Genomic DNA, 17,410 nt, shown 5'->3' with positions numbered 1-17,410 from the left:
GACGCGGATGAAACGGATTTGCTTTGAAAAGACGCGGATTTTTACTGATTTTTTTTTAAAACACATAGAAACATAGATTGCATAACTTGAAAAAGGCGTTTCACTAACATTAAAACACATAGCTATGTGTTAAAGCTAGCTTTTTCTATTTCTCTTTTCTAGAGGAATAAAATTCTATGTTTCTATGTGTTAAAATTAAATATCTGTTTTATCATCGTACTATTATCTTATAAATCGAAAGAGGTATGTTTAATATATTTTCGATCATAAGTATACAAAACGTGTATTTTTTTGTCTGTGGTTTGGATTATGGCTGGATAGCTGAATTCTCCTTTTTCCTGTTTTTCGAGATCGAATAATTTCGTCCATTTTAAACCGTCTTTAGAATATTCTACGTCTAAAATATTTCTTCCGTTAAACCAGTCTTTTCCAATTGGAAGCGGATTATTTACCAATAAAAACGTGTTTTTGTCTACTGTTAAAGCATCAATACCAGAATTGGAATTGATGACATTTATAGTATTGGTTCTAATCCAACTTTTTCCGTTGTCTCCTGACCAGCTCGAAACTACTTTATTGTGTTTGCTACGAGACAGCATCTGAATATCACTCTTGCTATGAATTAAAAATGTTGGCTGAATGATATCAAAGTTTTGATTGTTTTCTACGGCTATTTTTTTCCAAGAATCTGTTGCTTCAGTATATTCCTCAACATGCACGCGCCATTCGTCAGTGCCTACACTTTCTGTGCTGCTTCCGCATAAAATTACGCCTGGAGTAGTTTCTATTGGTTTATTTCGAATTGGACCTAAAATTCCGTCCGTAAGATATTTTGGTTCTCCCCAGGTTGTTCCGTTATCTTTCGAAACAATCATAGCGCCAAACCATTCTCTCGGATTTTTTCCAATTTTATAAAACAAATACAAATTCTCGCTCTTGCTTTTAAACAAAACCGGATTCCAACATGGTAGTGTGTCTCCGTTTTTAATTAAGGGCTGAATAAGTTCTTTTGGTGCAGACCATTTTTTGTCTTTATAAGCCGAAATATAAATTCCGACATCTTTTGCACCTTCATATTTTCCACCAAACCAAGCGGCTAAAATCTCGTTGGGTTTGTATTCGACCAAAGTTGAGGCATGGCTATTTGTGGTAACAGGCGGATCTGCAATATAACTGCTTTCAATATTTACTGCCTTCAGTTGTGCTTTCATTTCATTAGAAAAAAGAAATAAAGCCAATAGACCTACTACAGCATATTTTTTCTTTAAAATCATTTTATTTTGATGAAAATTAATATTATTTGTGCTTGTTTAAAATTATTAAACACATCGAAACATAGCTTTCCGAAACCTAAAAAAAGGCGTTTCACTAATTCAAATACGCATAATAAAAGTCTATGTAAAAGAAATATTTTTCTCTTTACTTTCCTTTTTAGACACAGAAACTATGCTTCTATGTGTTCAAATTAAATTTTGTTCAATTTCAAACAAAGGGAATTGCCAATTATGAATTAAAGTTGGGGCAAAAATTCACTGGTTTATATATAAAACAAAAGGAGAGTTACCTCTCCTTCTGCTCAAGTAACAAATCGATTGGATTTTTTACTTTACCAAATTAATTATTTTGTGTCCCACCAAAGTCTTGTTCCACCAGAATCTGGACCTCCTAATTTAGAAACTCCTTCATCTACAGCAGCTTTGTTTGATGAGTACTCATTTGTAGTGTAAATAATTCTTTTCATCAAAGATTTACCAACTCCAGCATCTGGATTATCCGTATTTAAAACTGGATAGATTACTTTAGCATCGCTTCTACGTAAATCTGCCCAAGCTTCCCAAGATTCTGGGAAAATTGCTAAGTATTTCTGAACTGCAATTTGAGTTCTTTGATCGGCAGTAGATGCAGACCAAGCCACTGGCAATTTAACTGGAATATCTTGTAAATCTAAAGTTGGATATACTGTCAAAATGTTTGGTAATGTTGGCAATGTTGTTCCAGCAATATAAGCGTTAACGTCAGCTACTTCTGTAACTCCCCATTGCGCAAGCGATAATCTAATACCTGTTTCATACAAAGTTTTAGCATCTGCTCCCATGTTCCATCCATTTAAAGCTCCCTCTGCTCTACTCAAGTAGTTTTCAGAAGCCATGAAGATTTCAATGTTTTTAGTTTCGCTAAGTGTATTAGCAGCTCCATTTCCTAAAACATTATTGTTGAATTTAGAAAATTCTGTAGTTCCGAATTGATCTTCTAAACCTCCAACTGGATTTCCTCTATATACTCCTGAAGCAATTGGCGCAAACCATTTAGCTAAACGCGGATCATTGTATCCAACTAAGATACTTTCCATAGAAGAGGTCATTACATAACCCCAGCTGTTTACAATCATGTTTAAATTGTTTGGAGTAATGTTACTTGCTTTAAAGAAAGCGCTTTGATCATTTGTTTGCATAACTCCAGCAGCTACTGCAGCTTCAGCTTGAGTTTTTGCATTTGCAGGTTCTTTATCCGAAATTCTTAGGGCCAAACGTAATCTCATACTGTTTCCGAAGATTCTCCATTTGTCAACATTTCCTGAATAAACTCTATCATTTGGGGCAAGAGAGGCAACCGAAGTTACAGAAGTTGAAGCTAATATTGCATTTGCTTCATCTAATAGTTTAAAGAAATCTGCATAAATAAATTCTACGCTGTCGTAAGGAACTTTATCTTTTCCGTTTCCAGCTTCAGTATAAGGAATTGGTCCGTAAGCATCAACCATTTGGTTGTACATAAAAACTTTCCAGATTTTTAAGATTGCAGTAGCTTCTGCGTTTCCTTCAGATGCTTTAATAGCATTTGATAACGCTGGAGCCGCAACGGTGTAAAATCTTGTCCATCCTCTACCTTCGTATCCATTAACGAAAGCATTTCTTTCCGTTCCATATCCACAGTTTAAATAGTGAATAAAAGTTGAAGATAAAATACCTGTAGCAATACCCCAAGTACCTTGATCATCTACTCCTGGAGATGAATAAGAACCATTGTGTATACCTGCGTATAATGCAGAAGCAAATGCAGGACCAGCTAATGTAGCATCTAACTGATCTTCAGTTAATGAATTAGGATCTTTGTTTATTTCATCAAAATCGCCAGTGCAGCTTGATAAAATAGAAACTGCCATTAAAGCAACTCCTAATGTTTTTATTTTAAAACTATATTTCATGATGTCTCTTTTTTAATTAAAATCCAAATTTAACATTCACTCCATAATCTCTCGTTGATGGAATGTTGAAAGATTCTATACCTTGCAAGTTACCTGTACCTGCTCCTGCTTCTGGATCAAAGTACTTAGCTTTGTTTAAGAAGAAGAACAAGTTTCTACCTACTAATGAGAAATCGATGCTTGTAAATCCTGAGTTACCTAATAAACGTTTTGGCATTGAATAACCAAAAACAAGCTCTCTTAATCTGATGTTTGTAGCATCATAAACGAATGGCTCTGCAATTGGAGTTCTTTGACCGATTGCTGTCCAGTATTGTTCAGCATTGATGCTTGTTGTATTTTGAGTATAAGTTCCGTTTCCGTTATCTACAACACCATCAACAACGATTCCACCATTTCTTCCTGCCAAAGTAATATCACTTACCCCTAAACCAGCTTGTCTAGCTTGAGTGTATGAAATAACTTCACCACCGATTCTAAAGTCAACTAAGAAGCTTAAAGAGAAATCTTTGTATTTGAAGTTATTTTTGAAACCTGCAGTCCAATCTGGGTTAAAGTTACCAGCACGAACATCAAAACCATTTGTTGCTAATGGAATACCAGCGCTGTTTACTAAAATTTCTCCAGCTTCATTTCTTTGGAAACCTTTGATGTATAAATCACCATATTCTCCACCTTTAACTACTTTACTTCTAACTAAACGTCCTTCACCGATTACTAATTCATCACGTCCTTCAAAGATAGATTTTACTTTTGACTTATAAGAAGCGTAGTTTGCTGTAATATCCCAAGAGAAGTTTTGTGTTTGAATTGGAGTTGCACTAAGCGTGAACTCAAAACCTTTATTTTCGATATCTCCACCGTTTACAATTGCTCTAGAATATCCAGAAGGTTCAGGAGTGTTGATGTAGAAAATTTGGTTGTTAGTTAATGTTTTAAAGTATGTGAAATCTAAACCTAAACGATTGTTGAAAAATCTAACATCAGCACCAAACTCATTAGAAGAAGAAATCTCCGGTTTCAAGTTTGGATTTGCTTTTGTGTTTTGTCCGTATAACATACCACCATTACCACCAATGTAAGAGAATCTCTGTTGTGTTTGATAAGGATCTGTATCGTTACCCACTTGTGCATAAGAAGCTCTTAATTTTGCAAAACTAATTACTTCTGGCAATGTAAACATATCAGAAAGAACAGCAGAAAGTCCGAAAGATGGGTAGAAATAATCTTCTGGTAAAGTAGAAGACCAGTCATTTCTAGCTGTTAAATCTAAGAATAAATAGTTTCTGAAACCAATTTGACCAAATCCGTAAACAGAGTTAATTCTTTTCTCTGAAGCTGTAGAAGTAGATTGAACTGTTTGCACGTTTGATAACGCGAAGAAGTTTCTTTTACTTAATACACCACCTGAATTTAAAGCTGAACTATTTTGTTGCAATGAACTCGCACCAGCATTAAGACCGATAGAGAAATCTCCGAATTTTTCATTGTAAGAAAGTAAAGCATCAATGTTTAATTCGCTTACTGTTTCATAAGATTCACTGTATGAACCCATGTTGCTGTTGAAAGCTGCAGTTGCATATCTGTTTCTTACATTTTTGTTTGTCATTTGGTCTAAACCAGCTCTACCTTGTAAACTTAAAGTTTTTGTAAACTCATATTTAAGAGAAGCTAAACCAATAAATCTATTTCTTTTATCTGTACGAGCATCATCTCTTAAAGCAGACCAGAATGGGTTTCCTCCTGGAGCTCCAGTTTCGTCAAGGAAATAGTTTACTTGTCTTTGTCCTGCAGCATCGATATATTCGAAATCTTTGTAATCGTTGTAAGCGATACTACGAGGTAATAAATAAGCAGATGTTCCGATAGACTCTTCACCAGTTCTCAATAAGTTATCGATATCTTGAACGATGTAGTTTGTTTTTGCGTCTAAAGTTAATTTGTCTGTAATTTTACTAGTCAATCTTAAGTTAAGATTGTGTCTGTCCAATTGGTTTCCGCCAACAATACCTTCAGCACGTGTGTTAGTATAAGAGAAATATCCTTGCGCTTTTTCGTTACCAGCTGTAACAGTCAAAGTGTTTGCTAAGTTATATCCTGTTTTGTAGAAATCAATAACGTTGTTTTTCTGTGGAGAATAGCTTTGTGTAGCTGGTCCTGCATAATTTGGATTACGAACCAACTGCCAAGCAGATACCTGACGTCCGTCTAAAGGCGCACCCCAGCTTGAGCTTGAGTTAGAAACATAATTTCCATTTGTACCTTGTCCGTACTCGTTTTGTAAATTCATCAAGTTATAAGCAGAAGAAGCCATAAAGTTAGATGATAACGAAACTGAAGTTTTTCCAGATTTACCAGATTTAGTTGTAATTACGATTACACCATTTGATGCTCTAGATCCGTAAAGAGCTGCTGCAGATGGACCTTTCAAAACAGTCATCGAAGCAATATCTTCTGGGTTAATGTTAGAAATACCATCAGGTTGTGTAGTTCCTCCTGTATCAATATCAGGATTTGTATTCGTTGTTCCGTTACTAATTGGCACACCATCTACTACATAAAGAGGCTGGTTGTTTCCGTTAAGAGATCTGTTACCTCTTAAAGTAATTCTAGAAGAAGAACCAACACCATTTGAAGTTGTAGAGAAGTTAAGACCTGCAACTTTACCAGAAAGTGAGTTGGCAACGTTTAATGATCTAGCTTCAGAAAGTTCGTCTACAGAAACGTTTTGTGCAGAATACGTAATTGCTTTTTTCTCTCTTTTAATACCAAGAGCTGTAACGACTACCTCTCCTAATTGCTGCGTATCTGGACCTAATGATACGTTAATTGTAGTTTGTGATCCAACAGCAACTTCTTTTGTAGAAGATCCTACGTAAGTAAAAACTAAAACTGCTGATTGATTTGGAACGCTAATGCTGTATTTACCATCAAAATCTGATGAAGCACTTGTTTTAGTTCCTTTAACAATAATATTTGCTCCAGGAATTGGAATTCCGCTTTGAGCATCTGTTATCGTTCCTTTTACTGTTGTCTGCGCTTGTAGGCCTTGGAACCCAAAAAGGCATATGACAAACAGTAATTTTAGTACGCTTTTAATCATATTAGTTGTTTTTTTAGAGTTAATAACATGTTAAACTTAAGAATACATTCTGTTAACAAAATATAATTTCGACAAATGACAATTTTTCGCAGGTGTTGGTAAATCTTTGGTCATTTATTGAAAGAAAACGTTTTCATTTGTAATCCTACTCTGCCTTATAAAAAAGGCCAAAATCTATTAATCTAATAGATTTTGACCTTTTTTAGTTGTATTCATTTTTTTAACTAAAAATCGTTTAAAATTATTCGGTATTTAACACTTTTTAGTTCGAAACCTTGAATTTGGTTTTTAGAAGATCCGATGAGTTTCCGCCAACCATTACTTCGAAGTCTCCAGGCTCTACAACATACTTCATTTCCCTGTTATAAAGGCCTAGCTCGTCCTTAGTAAGTGTAAAATCAACAGTTGTAGTTTCTCCTTTCTTAATATTTAATCGTTTGAAACCTCTTAAAGTTTTCTCTGGTGTCGTTACAGAACTATATACATCATTTACATACAACTGAACCACTTCGTCTCCATCTCTGTCTCCAATGTTTTTAACATCAACAGAAACTTTTATTTCTCCATTTGGTTTAATTTCAGAAGTATTCAGCTTTAAATTAGAATATTCAAACTTCGTGTAACTTAATCCGTAACCAAACGAATATAAAGGATGTTCGCTTTCTGCTACATATTTATGTATTGCAGATGGTTTTTGATTATAATATATAGGTAACTGTCCTACCGATTTCGGAACTGTGATTGGTAATCTTCCACCCGGATTATAATCTCCAAATAAAACATCGGCTACAGCTCTTCCTCCTAATTCTCCTGGAAACCATCCTTCCAAAACTGCTGGAATATTTTCAGCAATCCAATTTGTAGAAAGCGGGCGGCCATTTAATAACACACAAACCACAGGAGTTCCTGTTTTTTGAATTTCTTCAATCAATTGCTGTTGGATTCCGAATAAGTCTAAAGAAGCAACGTCTCTGTTTTCTTCTACCAATTCGTTAGATTCTCCTAAAACTACAATCGCAACATCTGCTTTTTTAGCTGCTTCAATTGCTGGCTGTAAGTTTACTTTTTCTAAATTCCAACGGAAATGAGCTCTGGCACCCCAGCCTCCTTCCCACATTTCAATGCGGACTTTGTATTTTTTACCTTTTTCGATATTTTTTGGAACTGTAACCATGCTTGTCGCACCTTTTGTCCAGTTGTCGATTACCAATTGGTCATCGATATACATTCTGATTCCGTCATCAGAACTTAAACCTAACCAACCATCCAATGCCTGATCCGATTTTAAGAATCCTGTCCATCTAATAGAAAAATCATCCACATTCACACCATCACCAGGTGCCCAAGGCCAGTCAAACTCTAATTGGCTATCAATACGAGTTAAAGCTGGTGTTCCTTCCAGATTTCTGTTATTGAAATATTCTCCTTTTAATCCGTTTTGAGATTCGTCTGGAGTAAATAAATATTTAGATGGAATAATTTGTCCTTTTACAATCAGCGGAACTCCTTCTTCATAAACTACATTAGCCGTTTTTCCAACCAATTCCTTAACTCCTTCGTAAACTGTCATTCCGACACTGTTCTTCGGAGCATAACCTCCCAATCTTGAAGCATTTGCATTTGGCCCGATAACCGCAATGTTTTTAAGATTTTTACTTAAAGGCAAAATATTGTTTTCATTTTTCAATAAAACCATTGATTTTTGAGCCGCTTCTAAAGCAACTTTCTGATTTTCTGGAGTATGAAAACGCTCTTTAATTAGATTTTTTTCTGTGTACGGATTTTCAAATAATCCTAACAAGAATTTCAAACGCAAAACGCCTCCCGCCGCACGGTCGATATTTTCAGTTGTCAGTTTCTTTTCATTTACCAATTCAATAATGGTATTTTGCCAAAATTCATTGCTAAAATCATAAAACTGCATATCAACTCCAGAAGAAACTGCTTCTCTAATAGCATCTTTTGGAGAATCAGCCACTTTATGAGTCGTTTGAATGTATTTAATAGCTCCTAAATCTGAAACTACAATTCCTTTAAAGCCCCATTCTTTTCTTAAAACATCTGTTAATAACCAGTGATTTGCAGCACAAGGAATTCCGTCCAATTCAGAATACGCACACATTGTTCCTAAAGCACCGCCTTTTGTAAATGCTTTTTGGAAAGATGGCAAATGATCTTCTCTTGCTGAACGCTCTCCAACTAAAATTGGCGAAGAATTCCCTCCCGCTTGCGGAATACCGTGAACGGCAAAGTGTTTAGGTTCTGCAATAATAGAACGATCCGATTTTAAATCGTCTCCTTGCAATCCTTTAATGAAAGCCAAACCAATTTCGCTGTTCAAGAAAGCATCTTCACCAAAAGTTTCAGCAACACGTCCCCATCTTGGTTCGCGCCCTAAATCTAAATTTGGTCCAAATCCAAAATGAACTCCATGAGCTCTGGCTTCCATACCAATTACTTTACCTACTTTGTCCATCACGGCAACATCCCAAGTTGCTCCAAGTCCAATGTTCATTGGGAAAGCGGTACTTCCTTCGTCTAAATATCCATGAAGCATTTCACACATAATCAAAGCTGGAATTCCCCAACGGTTTCCTTTGATTACATTGGTTTGAAGATCGTTGATCATTTTCGCTGAACGCGGATAAAGATCATGAATCGCTCCAATTCCTAATTTCCCGATTTTTTCTGCCGATTTAGCTTTAGCAAAATCTTCTTTATCTTTAAAAAAATCTCCTCTATACATATCCATCTGACGCACTTTTTCTTCAAGTGTCATACGGCTTAGCAAATCTTGTACTCTCTCTTCTACTGGTAATTTGGCATCCTGATACGGATACTTTTTCTGGGCGTTGGTCTGGTTAAAAAAACCAACAGCCATTACAAAAATAATGGCCGTTTTCCTCATTCTTAATTGTAACATAGTTGTGTGTGTTTAGTTTTGAATCACTTTAAGCTTTGTTCCATTCACAAAATCATCATGTGAGATAAAGAAGCTGTTACGTGTTTTTCCGTTTAGCTCAATCGAATTGATTTTCCCACCATTATTTTCTTGTCTTTCAATTACGATGCTTTCTTTTTTATAATAGTTTGGATCTAATTTGATCGTCACTCTATGAAACATTGGCGTTGTAATGGTGTAAATTGGATCTCCTGGAGAAATTGGGTAAATTCCCATCATCGAATACACCAACCAAGCCGACATTGTGCCTGTATCGTCATTTCCTGGTAATCCTTTTGGTTCATTTTTGAAATATTCGCGAACCAATTTCTTTACCATTTCCTGAGTTTTATATTCTTCGCCTTTCACATAATTGAATAAATACGGATTGGCAATATCTGGTTCGTTTGCCATATCAAATTGCTTAATATCAAAGATTTTCTGCAATTGCGCCGAAAAAGCTTGATCACCACCCATTAATTTCTTTAATCCAATAATGTCATGCGGAACCATAAAAGCGTACTGCCAAGCATTTCCTTCGATAAAACCAACATTTTCTTCAAAATTAGCTCCAGAAGCAGGATCAAAAGGTTCGTACCATTTTCCGTCAGCCGTTCTTGGTCGAAGCAGATTTAAGTTTTTATCAAATAATTTTCTGTAGGATAATGAACGTTCTTTAAAACGTTTTACATTGTCTTTGTCACCGAACTCGTTGGCCATAAGCGAAATAGAATAATCTGAAATATTATATTCCTGAGTTGTAGAAACTGGGCCTTTGTTGTCGGTTGTTAAATATCCTTCTTTGATATAATCTTTCAATCCAGGACGAAGCGGATTATTTTCAATATTATCTGCGCCTTTCAACATCGCATAATAGGCTTTATTAACATCATAATCACGAACTCCCCTCATATAAGTATCTGTAATTACAATACTTGCAGGGTCTCCAACCATCGTAAAAGTTTCAGTCGAATTCAGTTCCCATTTGGGTAACCAGCCGTTTTCATCAAACATAGTCAACATACTTTTTACCATGTCAGATTGCTGTTTTGGATAAACCAAAGACATCAATGGATGTACATTTCGGTACGTATCCCATAAAGAAAATACGGTATAACGGGTGTCATCGGTTTTAGCAATTTTACTTCTTTTGATTACGGGATATTGTCCGTTAATATCATTTAAAATATTTGGGTGAATTAAAGTGTGATACAAAGCTGTGTAGAAAATCGTATTGTCATCTTTGGTACCGCCTTCAACCAAAATTTTAGACAATTCTTCGTTCCATTCGTTGTAGGTTTCTTTGTAAATTGCATCAAAAGATCTGTTACCAACTTCTTTTGCTAAGTTTTCGCGGGCATTTTCGATACTTACATACGAAATTCCAATCTTCACTTCAACCGTTTCTTGTTTGTCGAATTTATACGTAAAATAACTTCCAATACTATCACCTACTACGGTTTTAATGGTATTTTCCATTATTCTCGCTTTTCCGTTGTACCCCATCCATTGCGCTTCAACGCCGTCGTATTTTGCAGGTTTTTTCCAAACTCCAAATTTATGGGCAGGTTTAGAAAATTGAGCCACAAAATAAACCGGATAAGCATCTTCTGGACTATTGTAACAAAACGAACCAACAGAACGCATTCCTTCAATTTCTGTCGAAGAAACCACTTTTATCATTGCGCCTTCTTCGTTTGTTAATCCTAAACCAAGATTTAATAAAATATTAGATTGCCCTTTCGGGAAAGTGAATCTGCTCACGCCCACTCGTTTTGAAGTGGTAAATTCGCCTTTTACTTTGTATTTGTCGATGTTTACGCTGTAATACGCTGCTTTGGCAACTTCATTAGAATACGTTGAACCGTATTTTAAATGATCGATTTCTACATTTCCAGTTGTTGGCATCAATAAAATAACACCCAAATCTGGACAGCCAACTCCGCTTAAATTCACTTGACTAAATCCTGTCAAAAAAGTATTTTCATTCACATACGGATTAGAAAGCCACTGACTGTCTTTTTCCATAGGCGTATTTTTTACTCCAGCCACATTAAACGGACTAATACTTGCCATTCCGCGTGGTGCAATTGGTCCCGGAAAAGCCGCACCATAATTGGAAGTTCCAATAAACGGATTGACAAAATCGGCAGGTCCCTGCGCAAAAATAGTAATGCTAAAAAACAGCATGTATAAAATACATGCTGTTTCAAATTTATTTTTAATATTTAAAACCATAGGCTTCATTCTTATCTGTTAATCGCTTCAATTTTTAAAGTCCAAGCTTCTTTTGCAGGAAGATTGTTTCTTAAACTTTCTGGAATAATTACTTTAAATCCGTTTCCTTCTTTGGTCCATTTTAAAGAAGTTTTAGAACCTAACATTGTAATCTTAGTTCCCTTTTTAGGACTGATAGCTTTTACAGTAACTGCAGCAGGAATTTTATCTTCTCCTTCTTTAGCTAAATAAAATGCAAATACATTACCTGCTTTATTTTGTGTAAAACAAATGTTTTCTTCTTTGTAAGGCTCGATTGGTTTTGTATTGTAAATCGCTGTGCTGTTTACTTTCATCCAATCTCCGTAAGCTTGCAATAAATCGTAAGCCCCCTTATCCCATTCTCCTTCTGGACTTGGAGCAATGTTTAATAATAAGTTTCCGCCTTTAGCTACAATATCAATCAACATATGAATACCTTGTCTCCCAGTCATATATTCAGCACCTGGAGAATAAGACCATCCACCGCCTGCAGGAATACAAGATTCCCAAGGATAAGGCAACGTTTTAGCAGGAACACGTCCTTCTGGAGTTAAATAGTTTTGGTTTTTACCATGAACCGCTCTATCAACCACAATTAAACCTGGTTGTTTCTGACGCGCTTTTACAACCAATTCATCCATTTTTGGATCTTGATCTACCACTCTGTGTTTAATGAAACCGTTTTTAGATTCGTTTTCAGTAAATTTCTCCTCGTAGTTTTCTTTGATGTTTACTTGGTCTCTTTTTCTAACCCATCCTCCATCTAACCATAAAATATCAACTTTACCGTAGTTAGAAAGAATTTCTAAGATTTGGTTATGAGTGAAATCAACATATTTCTGCCATTTTTCTGGGTATAAAGACGGATCGTAATTTACGTTTCTGTCGAATGGAGGAAAATAAGGATCCCAGTAATTTTCGTTGTGCCAGTCTGGTTTAGAGAAATAAGCTCCTGTTGAAATACCTTCTCCTCTAAACGAGTTGAAAATCTCTTTTAACACATCTGCTTTAGGGTTGGTATGAAAAGGAACATCTTTACTAGTAATCTTGTAATCAGAATATTTAGTATCATACATGTTGAATCCGTCATGGTGTTTTGTAGTGAAAACCATGTATTTCATTCCAGCATATTTAGCCGCTTTAGCCCATTTTTCAGGATCAAATTTTACAGGATTAAACGTTTTTCTTAAACCTTCGTAATCTTTAATATAATCATTATAATTAGACGGATTGCTTCCTTTTTTACGTTCACACCATCCGTAATCTTCAGGGCAGATAGACCAAGATTCTACAATTCCCCATTGGCTGTAAGTTCCCCAGTGCATTAGCAAACCAAATTTTTTGCCTTGCCACTCGTCTAAGTTTTTCAAAACCAACGGATCTGTTTCTGGTACGTATCTTTCATCTTCGTAAATCGCCTGAGCGAATATCTGAGCTGAAAATAAAAGGGCGATAATGAATATTCCTTTTTTCATCTTTAATCTAATTTATAATTTATTATTCTTTGTTTTCTGGTTTAATAGGTAATCTTAATTTAATTTATCAAGTATCGGTTGATCTGTAAAAGTTAATTCTGTTTGGTTATTTTCATTAAGCTGCTCCAATACAACAAATTTATTCTCGCCCGCTTTCAACCAGCATCCTGGTACATAAAGCGTTTGCTGCGGGCCTACTTTCCAGTAGCGACCAAGATTGTGGCCGTTAACAAATACAATTCCTTTTCCCCAAGCAGACATATCAAGAAAAGTATCGGCTGGTTTATCTATGTTAACTGTAGATTCATATAAAACTGGACGTCCTGGCTTTATCGTTTCATTTTTAATAACAGGAACTTCACTCATTGGCATTTTATACATTTCCCATCCACCACTAATTTCATATTCATTAATAAATACTGGAGAAATAATTCCTTTCGTATTATGCACTATTTCGGCTCCGTAATTAATACGTCCCATATTTTCAACTAGAATTTCTAAAATACCGTTAAAAGGAATAGAAATTGTCAACTCGTAATTTTTGAAAACTCTATTCAATTCACCCACCTTAACTCCGTTTACATAAACTGTAGCAAAGTCTCTCAATCCCTCAATCTTTAATTTGCCAGAAGAAATTGGTTGTGTAAATCTTTTTCGATACAAAACATATCCATTTCCCTGACCTAACTTTTCAAATGTTAAAGGCTGGTCATTTACAACCGCTTTTTCTTTTTTGATCCAACTCAAAACATCCATACTCGATTTGATCGGCTGATTAGGATATTTTGCAACTGGTATTTTCTCTGGAATCGGAGCTAATTTTGTTTTAGAATACTTTTGCATTACTTCACGAATAGCCATGAATTTTGGTGTTGCCCAACCTGCTTCGCTAATAGGAGCATCATAATCATAGCTTGTAATATCTGGCTGAATATCACTTTCCTCATTATAATTTGCTCCAGAGGTAAATCCAAAATTAGTACCACCGTGAACCATATAATAATTAAAAGAAACACCTGCATCAAGGTACTTTTTAGTTTGACTTGCAATCTCTTCAGATCCAATTTTAATAAATGGTTCTGCCCAATGATCCAACCAGCCAGAATAAAACTCTGCTACCATGTAAGGCCCTTGCCCTTTATGGTATTTATCAACCTGTTTCTTTAAATTTTCTATATTAGATTCCCCATTTGCAGTTGGAAGCACGCCTTCAACAGCACCGCCTTCAAACAGCCAAGTACCGTCAGAAGTAAAAAAAGGCTCTGGAAACCCCGTTTCTTTAAGCATATTGTAAATTGCAGTTTTGTACGCTTTATGATCCTCAGCACTAATATCGGTTCTTTGTGAAACATAAGAACCAAACTCATTTTCAGCCTGAACCATAATAATAGGTCCTCCTTGGTTAGCAAAAAGTCCTTTTACCTCTGCATACAAATGTTCTAGATAGGTTTTGCAAGCTTCTAAAAATGCTTTGTTATTGGTACGAATTACTAAATCTGGATTATTTTGCAACCACCAAGGGTATCCTCCAAATTCCCACTCGCCACATGCATACGGACCTGGTCTAAGAATCACATACAATCCTTCGCTTTTAGCAAGACGTACAAATTCTGCTAAATTTTTATTTCCTGTTTTAAAATCCCATACACCTGGCTCTACTTCGTGATAATTCCAAAACACATAGGTTGCCACGGTATTCAATCCCATAGCCTTAATCATTTGCAACCTATGTTTCCAATATTCTTTAGGAATACGCTCATAGTGCATTTCTCCCGAATGTATTTTAATAATTTTCCCATCTTGTTTAAATTCTCCATTAGAAATAGAAAATCCTTTGCTTTGTGCCATAGTAAAAAACGGCATCAAGCAAATCAATAATACTCCGAGCTTAAATAATATCTTATTCATTCTTTTTCAGATTATACATTTATAAACTTAACAAGCATTTCACGTTAAGCTATGTGTTAGAAACTAGTTTCTTTCTAAACTCTTATACCAAGTTTCAAAAGAAAAAGAATCTATGTTTCTATGTGTTTAAAAATATTTAATTCACCAAAATTTCATCTACAAACAACCAAGAGCTTTCTCCTTTTGGACTTTTCTTTAAGTTGCCTCCAATTACTTTTACAAAACGTGCATTTTGTTTTTGGAAATTGATTTTGAAATCTTTCAATTCCGGAACTGGATTTACCGCATACGGACGCATTATTTTACCCACTTGCGTATATTTAATTCCGTCTGTAGAAATCAACACTTTTACTTGAATTGGGAAATTAACTCCAGCGCCTTGACTTTCTAAAGCCCCAACTGTAACTTGTTCTATACTTTCTACTTTCTCCAAATCAATTACCAATTCCATATCATTAACCAGCCAAGCCTGCCATTGTCCGTCATGGAAATTTTTGCTTCCGCGAATGGCATTTACCATTGTATTAGCATCTCCTTTATAACTCTGGTTGAAAGGTGTTAAGTATTTCACTTTTTTTGCAAATCCTTTATGGAAAACAATCGTATCTGTAAATGTTTTTCCAACTGGTTTTTCGTCTTGAAATAAAGAAGCTTTTAAAACTGTTGTTTCTTTGATTTCAATTGGAGTCGTATATTTTATAGCATGATGATCAATACTTTGGTTTCCTAAAACATAGCGAATATCTGGATTTGGAAATTCATTTTTCAATTCCACTTTCACTTGTTTATTAGCCAAATCTGCTGTTGAAGAAGCGGTTACCAAATAAGCACTTTTTGCATAATTTAATCCCTGATAATCATAACGTTTAAACATTGAAAACAATCTTGCTGTAAAATCATTCCAATTACGCTTCTCTTTCGGACTCCATAAGGTTTCTGACAAAGCCGCTAATCTCGGGAAAATCATATATTCAGAATCTTTTGGTCCCGCGATATGTTCTGCCCATAAATTGGCTTGTCCTCCTAATACGTGCGCAGCTTCCTGAGGTGTCATAGTTGAAACTACAGGATCAAATTTGTATACTTCGCTTAACGGATTATAAGCATCAAAAGCCAAAGGTTCTTCGTTTTGAGGCCCTTGGTAAAAGTTGAAATAGCAAGGCGTTTCTGGTGTCATAATTACATCGTGACCTTGATCTGCTGCTTCAATTCCGCCTTTCGTTCCTCTCCAGCTCATTACTGTCGCATCTGGAGCTAAACCGCCTTCTAAAATTTCATCCCAACCGATAACTTTTTTACCTTTTGAATTGATATATTTTTCCATGCGTTTTACAAAGTAGCTCTGTAATTCGTCAACACTTTTCAAACGCTCGTCTTTGATTCTTTTTTGGCAGTGTGGACATTTTGCCCAATTGGTTTTAGTCGCTTCGTCTCCACCAATATGAATGTATTTTGAAGGGAAAATGGTAATTACTTCATCAATTACATTTTGTAAAAATTCGAACGTAGTTTCTTTTCCAGCACAATAAATATCTGTTAAAGGCCAAACTCCGCCTGACGGCACACCAATTCTCTGGTTGAAACAAGCTAATTCTGGATAAGCTGCAATGGCACTGCTCACGTGAGCCGGCATTTCGATTTCTGGAATTACTTCAACTCCTTTTGTTGCTGCATATTTTACGATTTCTTTTAATTCGTCTTGCGTAAAAAATCCGCCGTAAGTTCCTTTTTCATCTGGATTTGTCGTTAATCTGGCATTCCAAGAAACATTTTCCTGATCTACTCTCCAAGCCCCAACTTCTGTTAGTTTTGGATATTTTTTAATTTCAATTCTCCAGCCTTGATCGTCAACTAAATGCATGTGCAGAACATTCATTTTATGGGCTGCCAAACGATCGATTGTAGCTAAAACATAATTTTTATCGAAGAAATGACGTGATAAATCCAACATTAAACCTCTCCATTTAAAACGAGGCTCATCATTAATGGTCAAGCTTGGAATTTGCCATTTTGCAGAACTAATCGCAAATTTACTTTCGATGGCTTCAGGAAGCAATTGTCTAACACTTTCTAAAGCATATAAAAATCCATTATTTCCTTTAGCAGAAATCACAATATTAGTTGGATTTACATCCAAAACGTAAGCTTCATTTTTTAAGTTCGGATCTGTTTTTAATAAAACATAATTACTCGCAGGAGCTTTTGTGGTAACTTCTGGTCTCCATCCTGCAGCGGTCTCAAATTTTGATGCCAAAGCATTTGCAGCATCTTTTTGGAAATCACCGTTTACTACAAACTTTGTATCTCTTGTAAATTCAAAAACCCCCGTTTTAATAAAAGTCTGACTCGGTTTTGGAATGATCCGAATATCATTTTCCGTATAAACTTTCTGTGCATTCGCCGAGAAAATTGAAGTGATTACGGTTAATAGGAATAGTAATTTTTTCATTCTTTGTTTTTTGGTTTCTCTAACAGTTACTTATAAAGCTACTTTTAGAGATATACTTTTTTAGTTTTTG

General features: G+C 35.5%; 8 protein-coding genes. All 8 read right to left on the bottom strand.

Annotated elements, in window-relative coordinates:
- Window positions 1-227 precede the first annotated feature (227 nt).
- Complete coding sequence (locus tag BSF41_RS15355) at window positions 228-1,274, bottom strand: exo-alpha-sialidase (protein WP_095930382.1); 1,047 nt, start codon at window positions 1,272-1,274, stop codon at window positions 228-230.
- A 344-nt stretch (window positions 1,275-1,618) separates the two neighbouring features.
- Complete coding sequence (locus BSF41_RS15350) at window positions 1,619-3,205, bottom strand: SusD/RagB family nutrient-binding outer membrane lipoprotein (protein WP_095930381.1); 1,587 nt, start codon at window positions 3,203-3,205, stop codon at window positions 1,619-1,621.
- A gap of 16 nt (window positions 3,206-3,221) precedes the next feature.
- On the bottom strand, window positions 3,222-6,308 hold the full coding sequence (locus BSF41_RS15345) for a SusC/RagA family TonB-linked outer membrane protein (protein WP_095930380.1): 3,087 nt from the start codon (window positions 6,306-6,308) through the stop codon (window positions 3,222-3,224).
- A 262-nt stretch (window positions 6,309-6,570) separates the two neighbouring features.
- Window positions 6,571-9,231, bottom strand: a complete 2,661-nt coding sequence (locus BSF41_RS15340; protein WP_095930379.1) for a glycoside hydrolase family 3 protein — start codon at window positions 9,229-9,231, stop codon at window positions 6,571-6,573.
- Window positions 9,232-9,243: 12 nt separating this feature from the next.
- Window positions 9,244-11,487, bottom strand: coding sequence for a GH92 family glycosyl hydrolase (locus BSF41_RS15335; protein WP_253251844.1), 2,244 nt, complete (start codon window positions 11,485-11,487; stop codon window positions 9,244-9,246).
- A gap of 11 nt (window positions 11,488-11,498) precedes the next feature.
- Complete coding sequence (locus BSF41_RS15330) at window positions 11,499-12,983, bottom strand: alpha-L-fucosidase (protein ID WP_095930377.1); 1,485 nt, start codon at window positions 12,981-12,983, stop codon at window positions 11,499-11,501.
- Between the two features lie 54 nt (window positions 12,984-13,037).
- Complete coding sequence (locus BSF41_RS15325; protein WP_095930376.1) at window positions 13,038-14,891, bottom strand: beta-galactosidase family protein; 1,854 nt, start codon at window positions 14,889-14,891, stop codon at window positions 13,038-13,040.
- Between the two features lie 136 nt (window positions 14,892-15,027).
- Window positions 15,028-17,340, bottom strand: coding sequence for a beta-N-acetylhexosaminidase (locus tag BSF41_RS15320; protein WP_095930375.1), 2,313 nt, complete (start codon window positions 17,338-17,340; stop codon window positions 15,028-15,030).
- Window positions 17,341-17,410 lie beyond the last annotated feature (70 nt).

Source organism: Flavobacterium sp. ACN2 (assembly GCF_002303885.1).
GTDB lineage: Bacteria > Bacteroidota > Bacteroidia > Flavobacteriales > Flavobacteriaceae > Flavobacterium.
This window is presented reverse-complemented; position numbering and strand designations above follow the sequence as displayed.

Bases quoted from the DNA above. Each gene is read 5' to 3' on its own strand.
- BSF41_RS15355 (WP_095930382.1), bottom strand. From the start codon at position 1,274: ATGATTTTAAAGAAAAAATATGCTGTAGTAGGTCTATTGGCTTTATTT.
- BSF41_RS15350 (WP_095930381.1), bottom strand. From the start codon at position 3,205: ATGAAATATAGTTTTAAAATAAAAACATTAGGAGTTGCTTTAATGGCA.
- BSF41_RS15345 (WP_095930380.1), bottom strand. From the start codon at position 6,308: ATGATTAAAAGCGTACTAAAATTACTGTTTGTCATATGCCTTTTTGGG.
- BSF41_RS15340 (WP_095930379.1), bottom strand. From the start codon at position 9,231: ATGTTACAATTAAGAATGAGGAAAACGGCCATTATTTTTGTAATGGCT.
- BSF41_RS15335 (WP_253251844.1), bottom strand. From the start codon at position 11,487: ATGGTTTTAAATATTAAAAATAAATTTGAAACAGCATGTATTTTATAC.
- BSF41_RS15330 (WP_095930377.1), bottom strand. From the start codon at position 12,983: ATGAAAAAAGGAATATTCATTATCGCCCTTTTATTTTCAGCTCAGATA.
- BSF41_RS15325 (WP_095930376.1), bottom strand. From the start codon at position 14,891: ATGAATAAGATATTATTTAAGCTCGGAGTATTATTGATTTGCTTGATG.
- BSF41_RS15320 (WP_095930375.1), bottom strand. From the start codon at position 17,340: ATGAAAAAATTACTATTCCTATTAACCGTAATCACTTCAATTTTCTCG.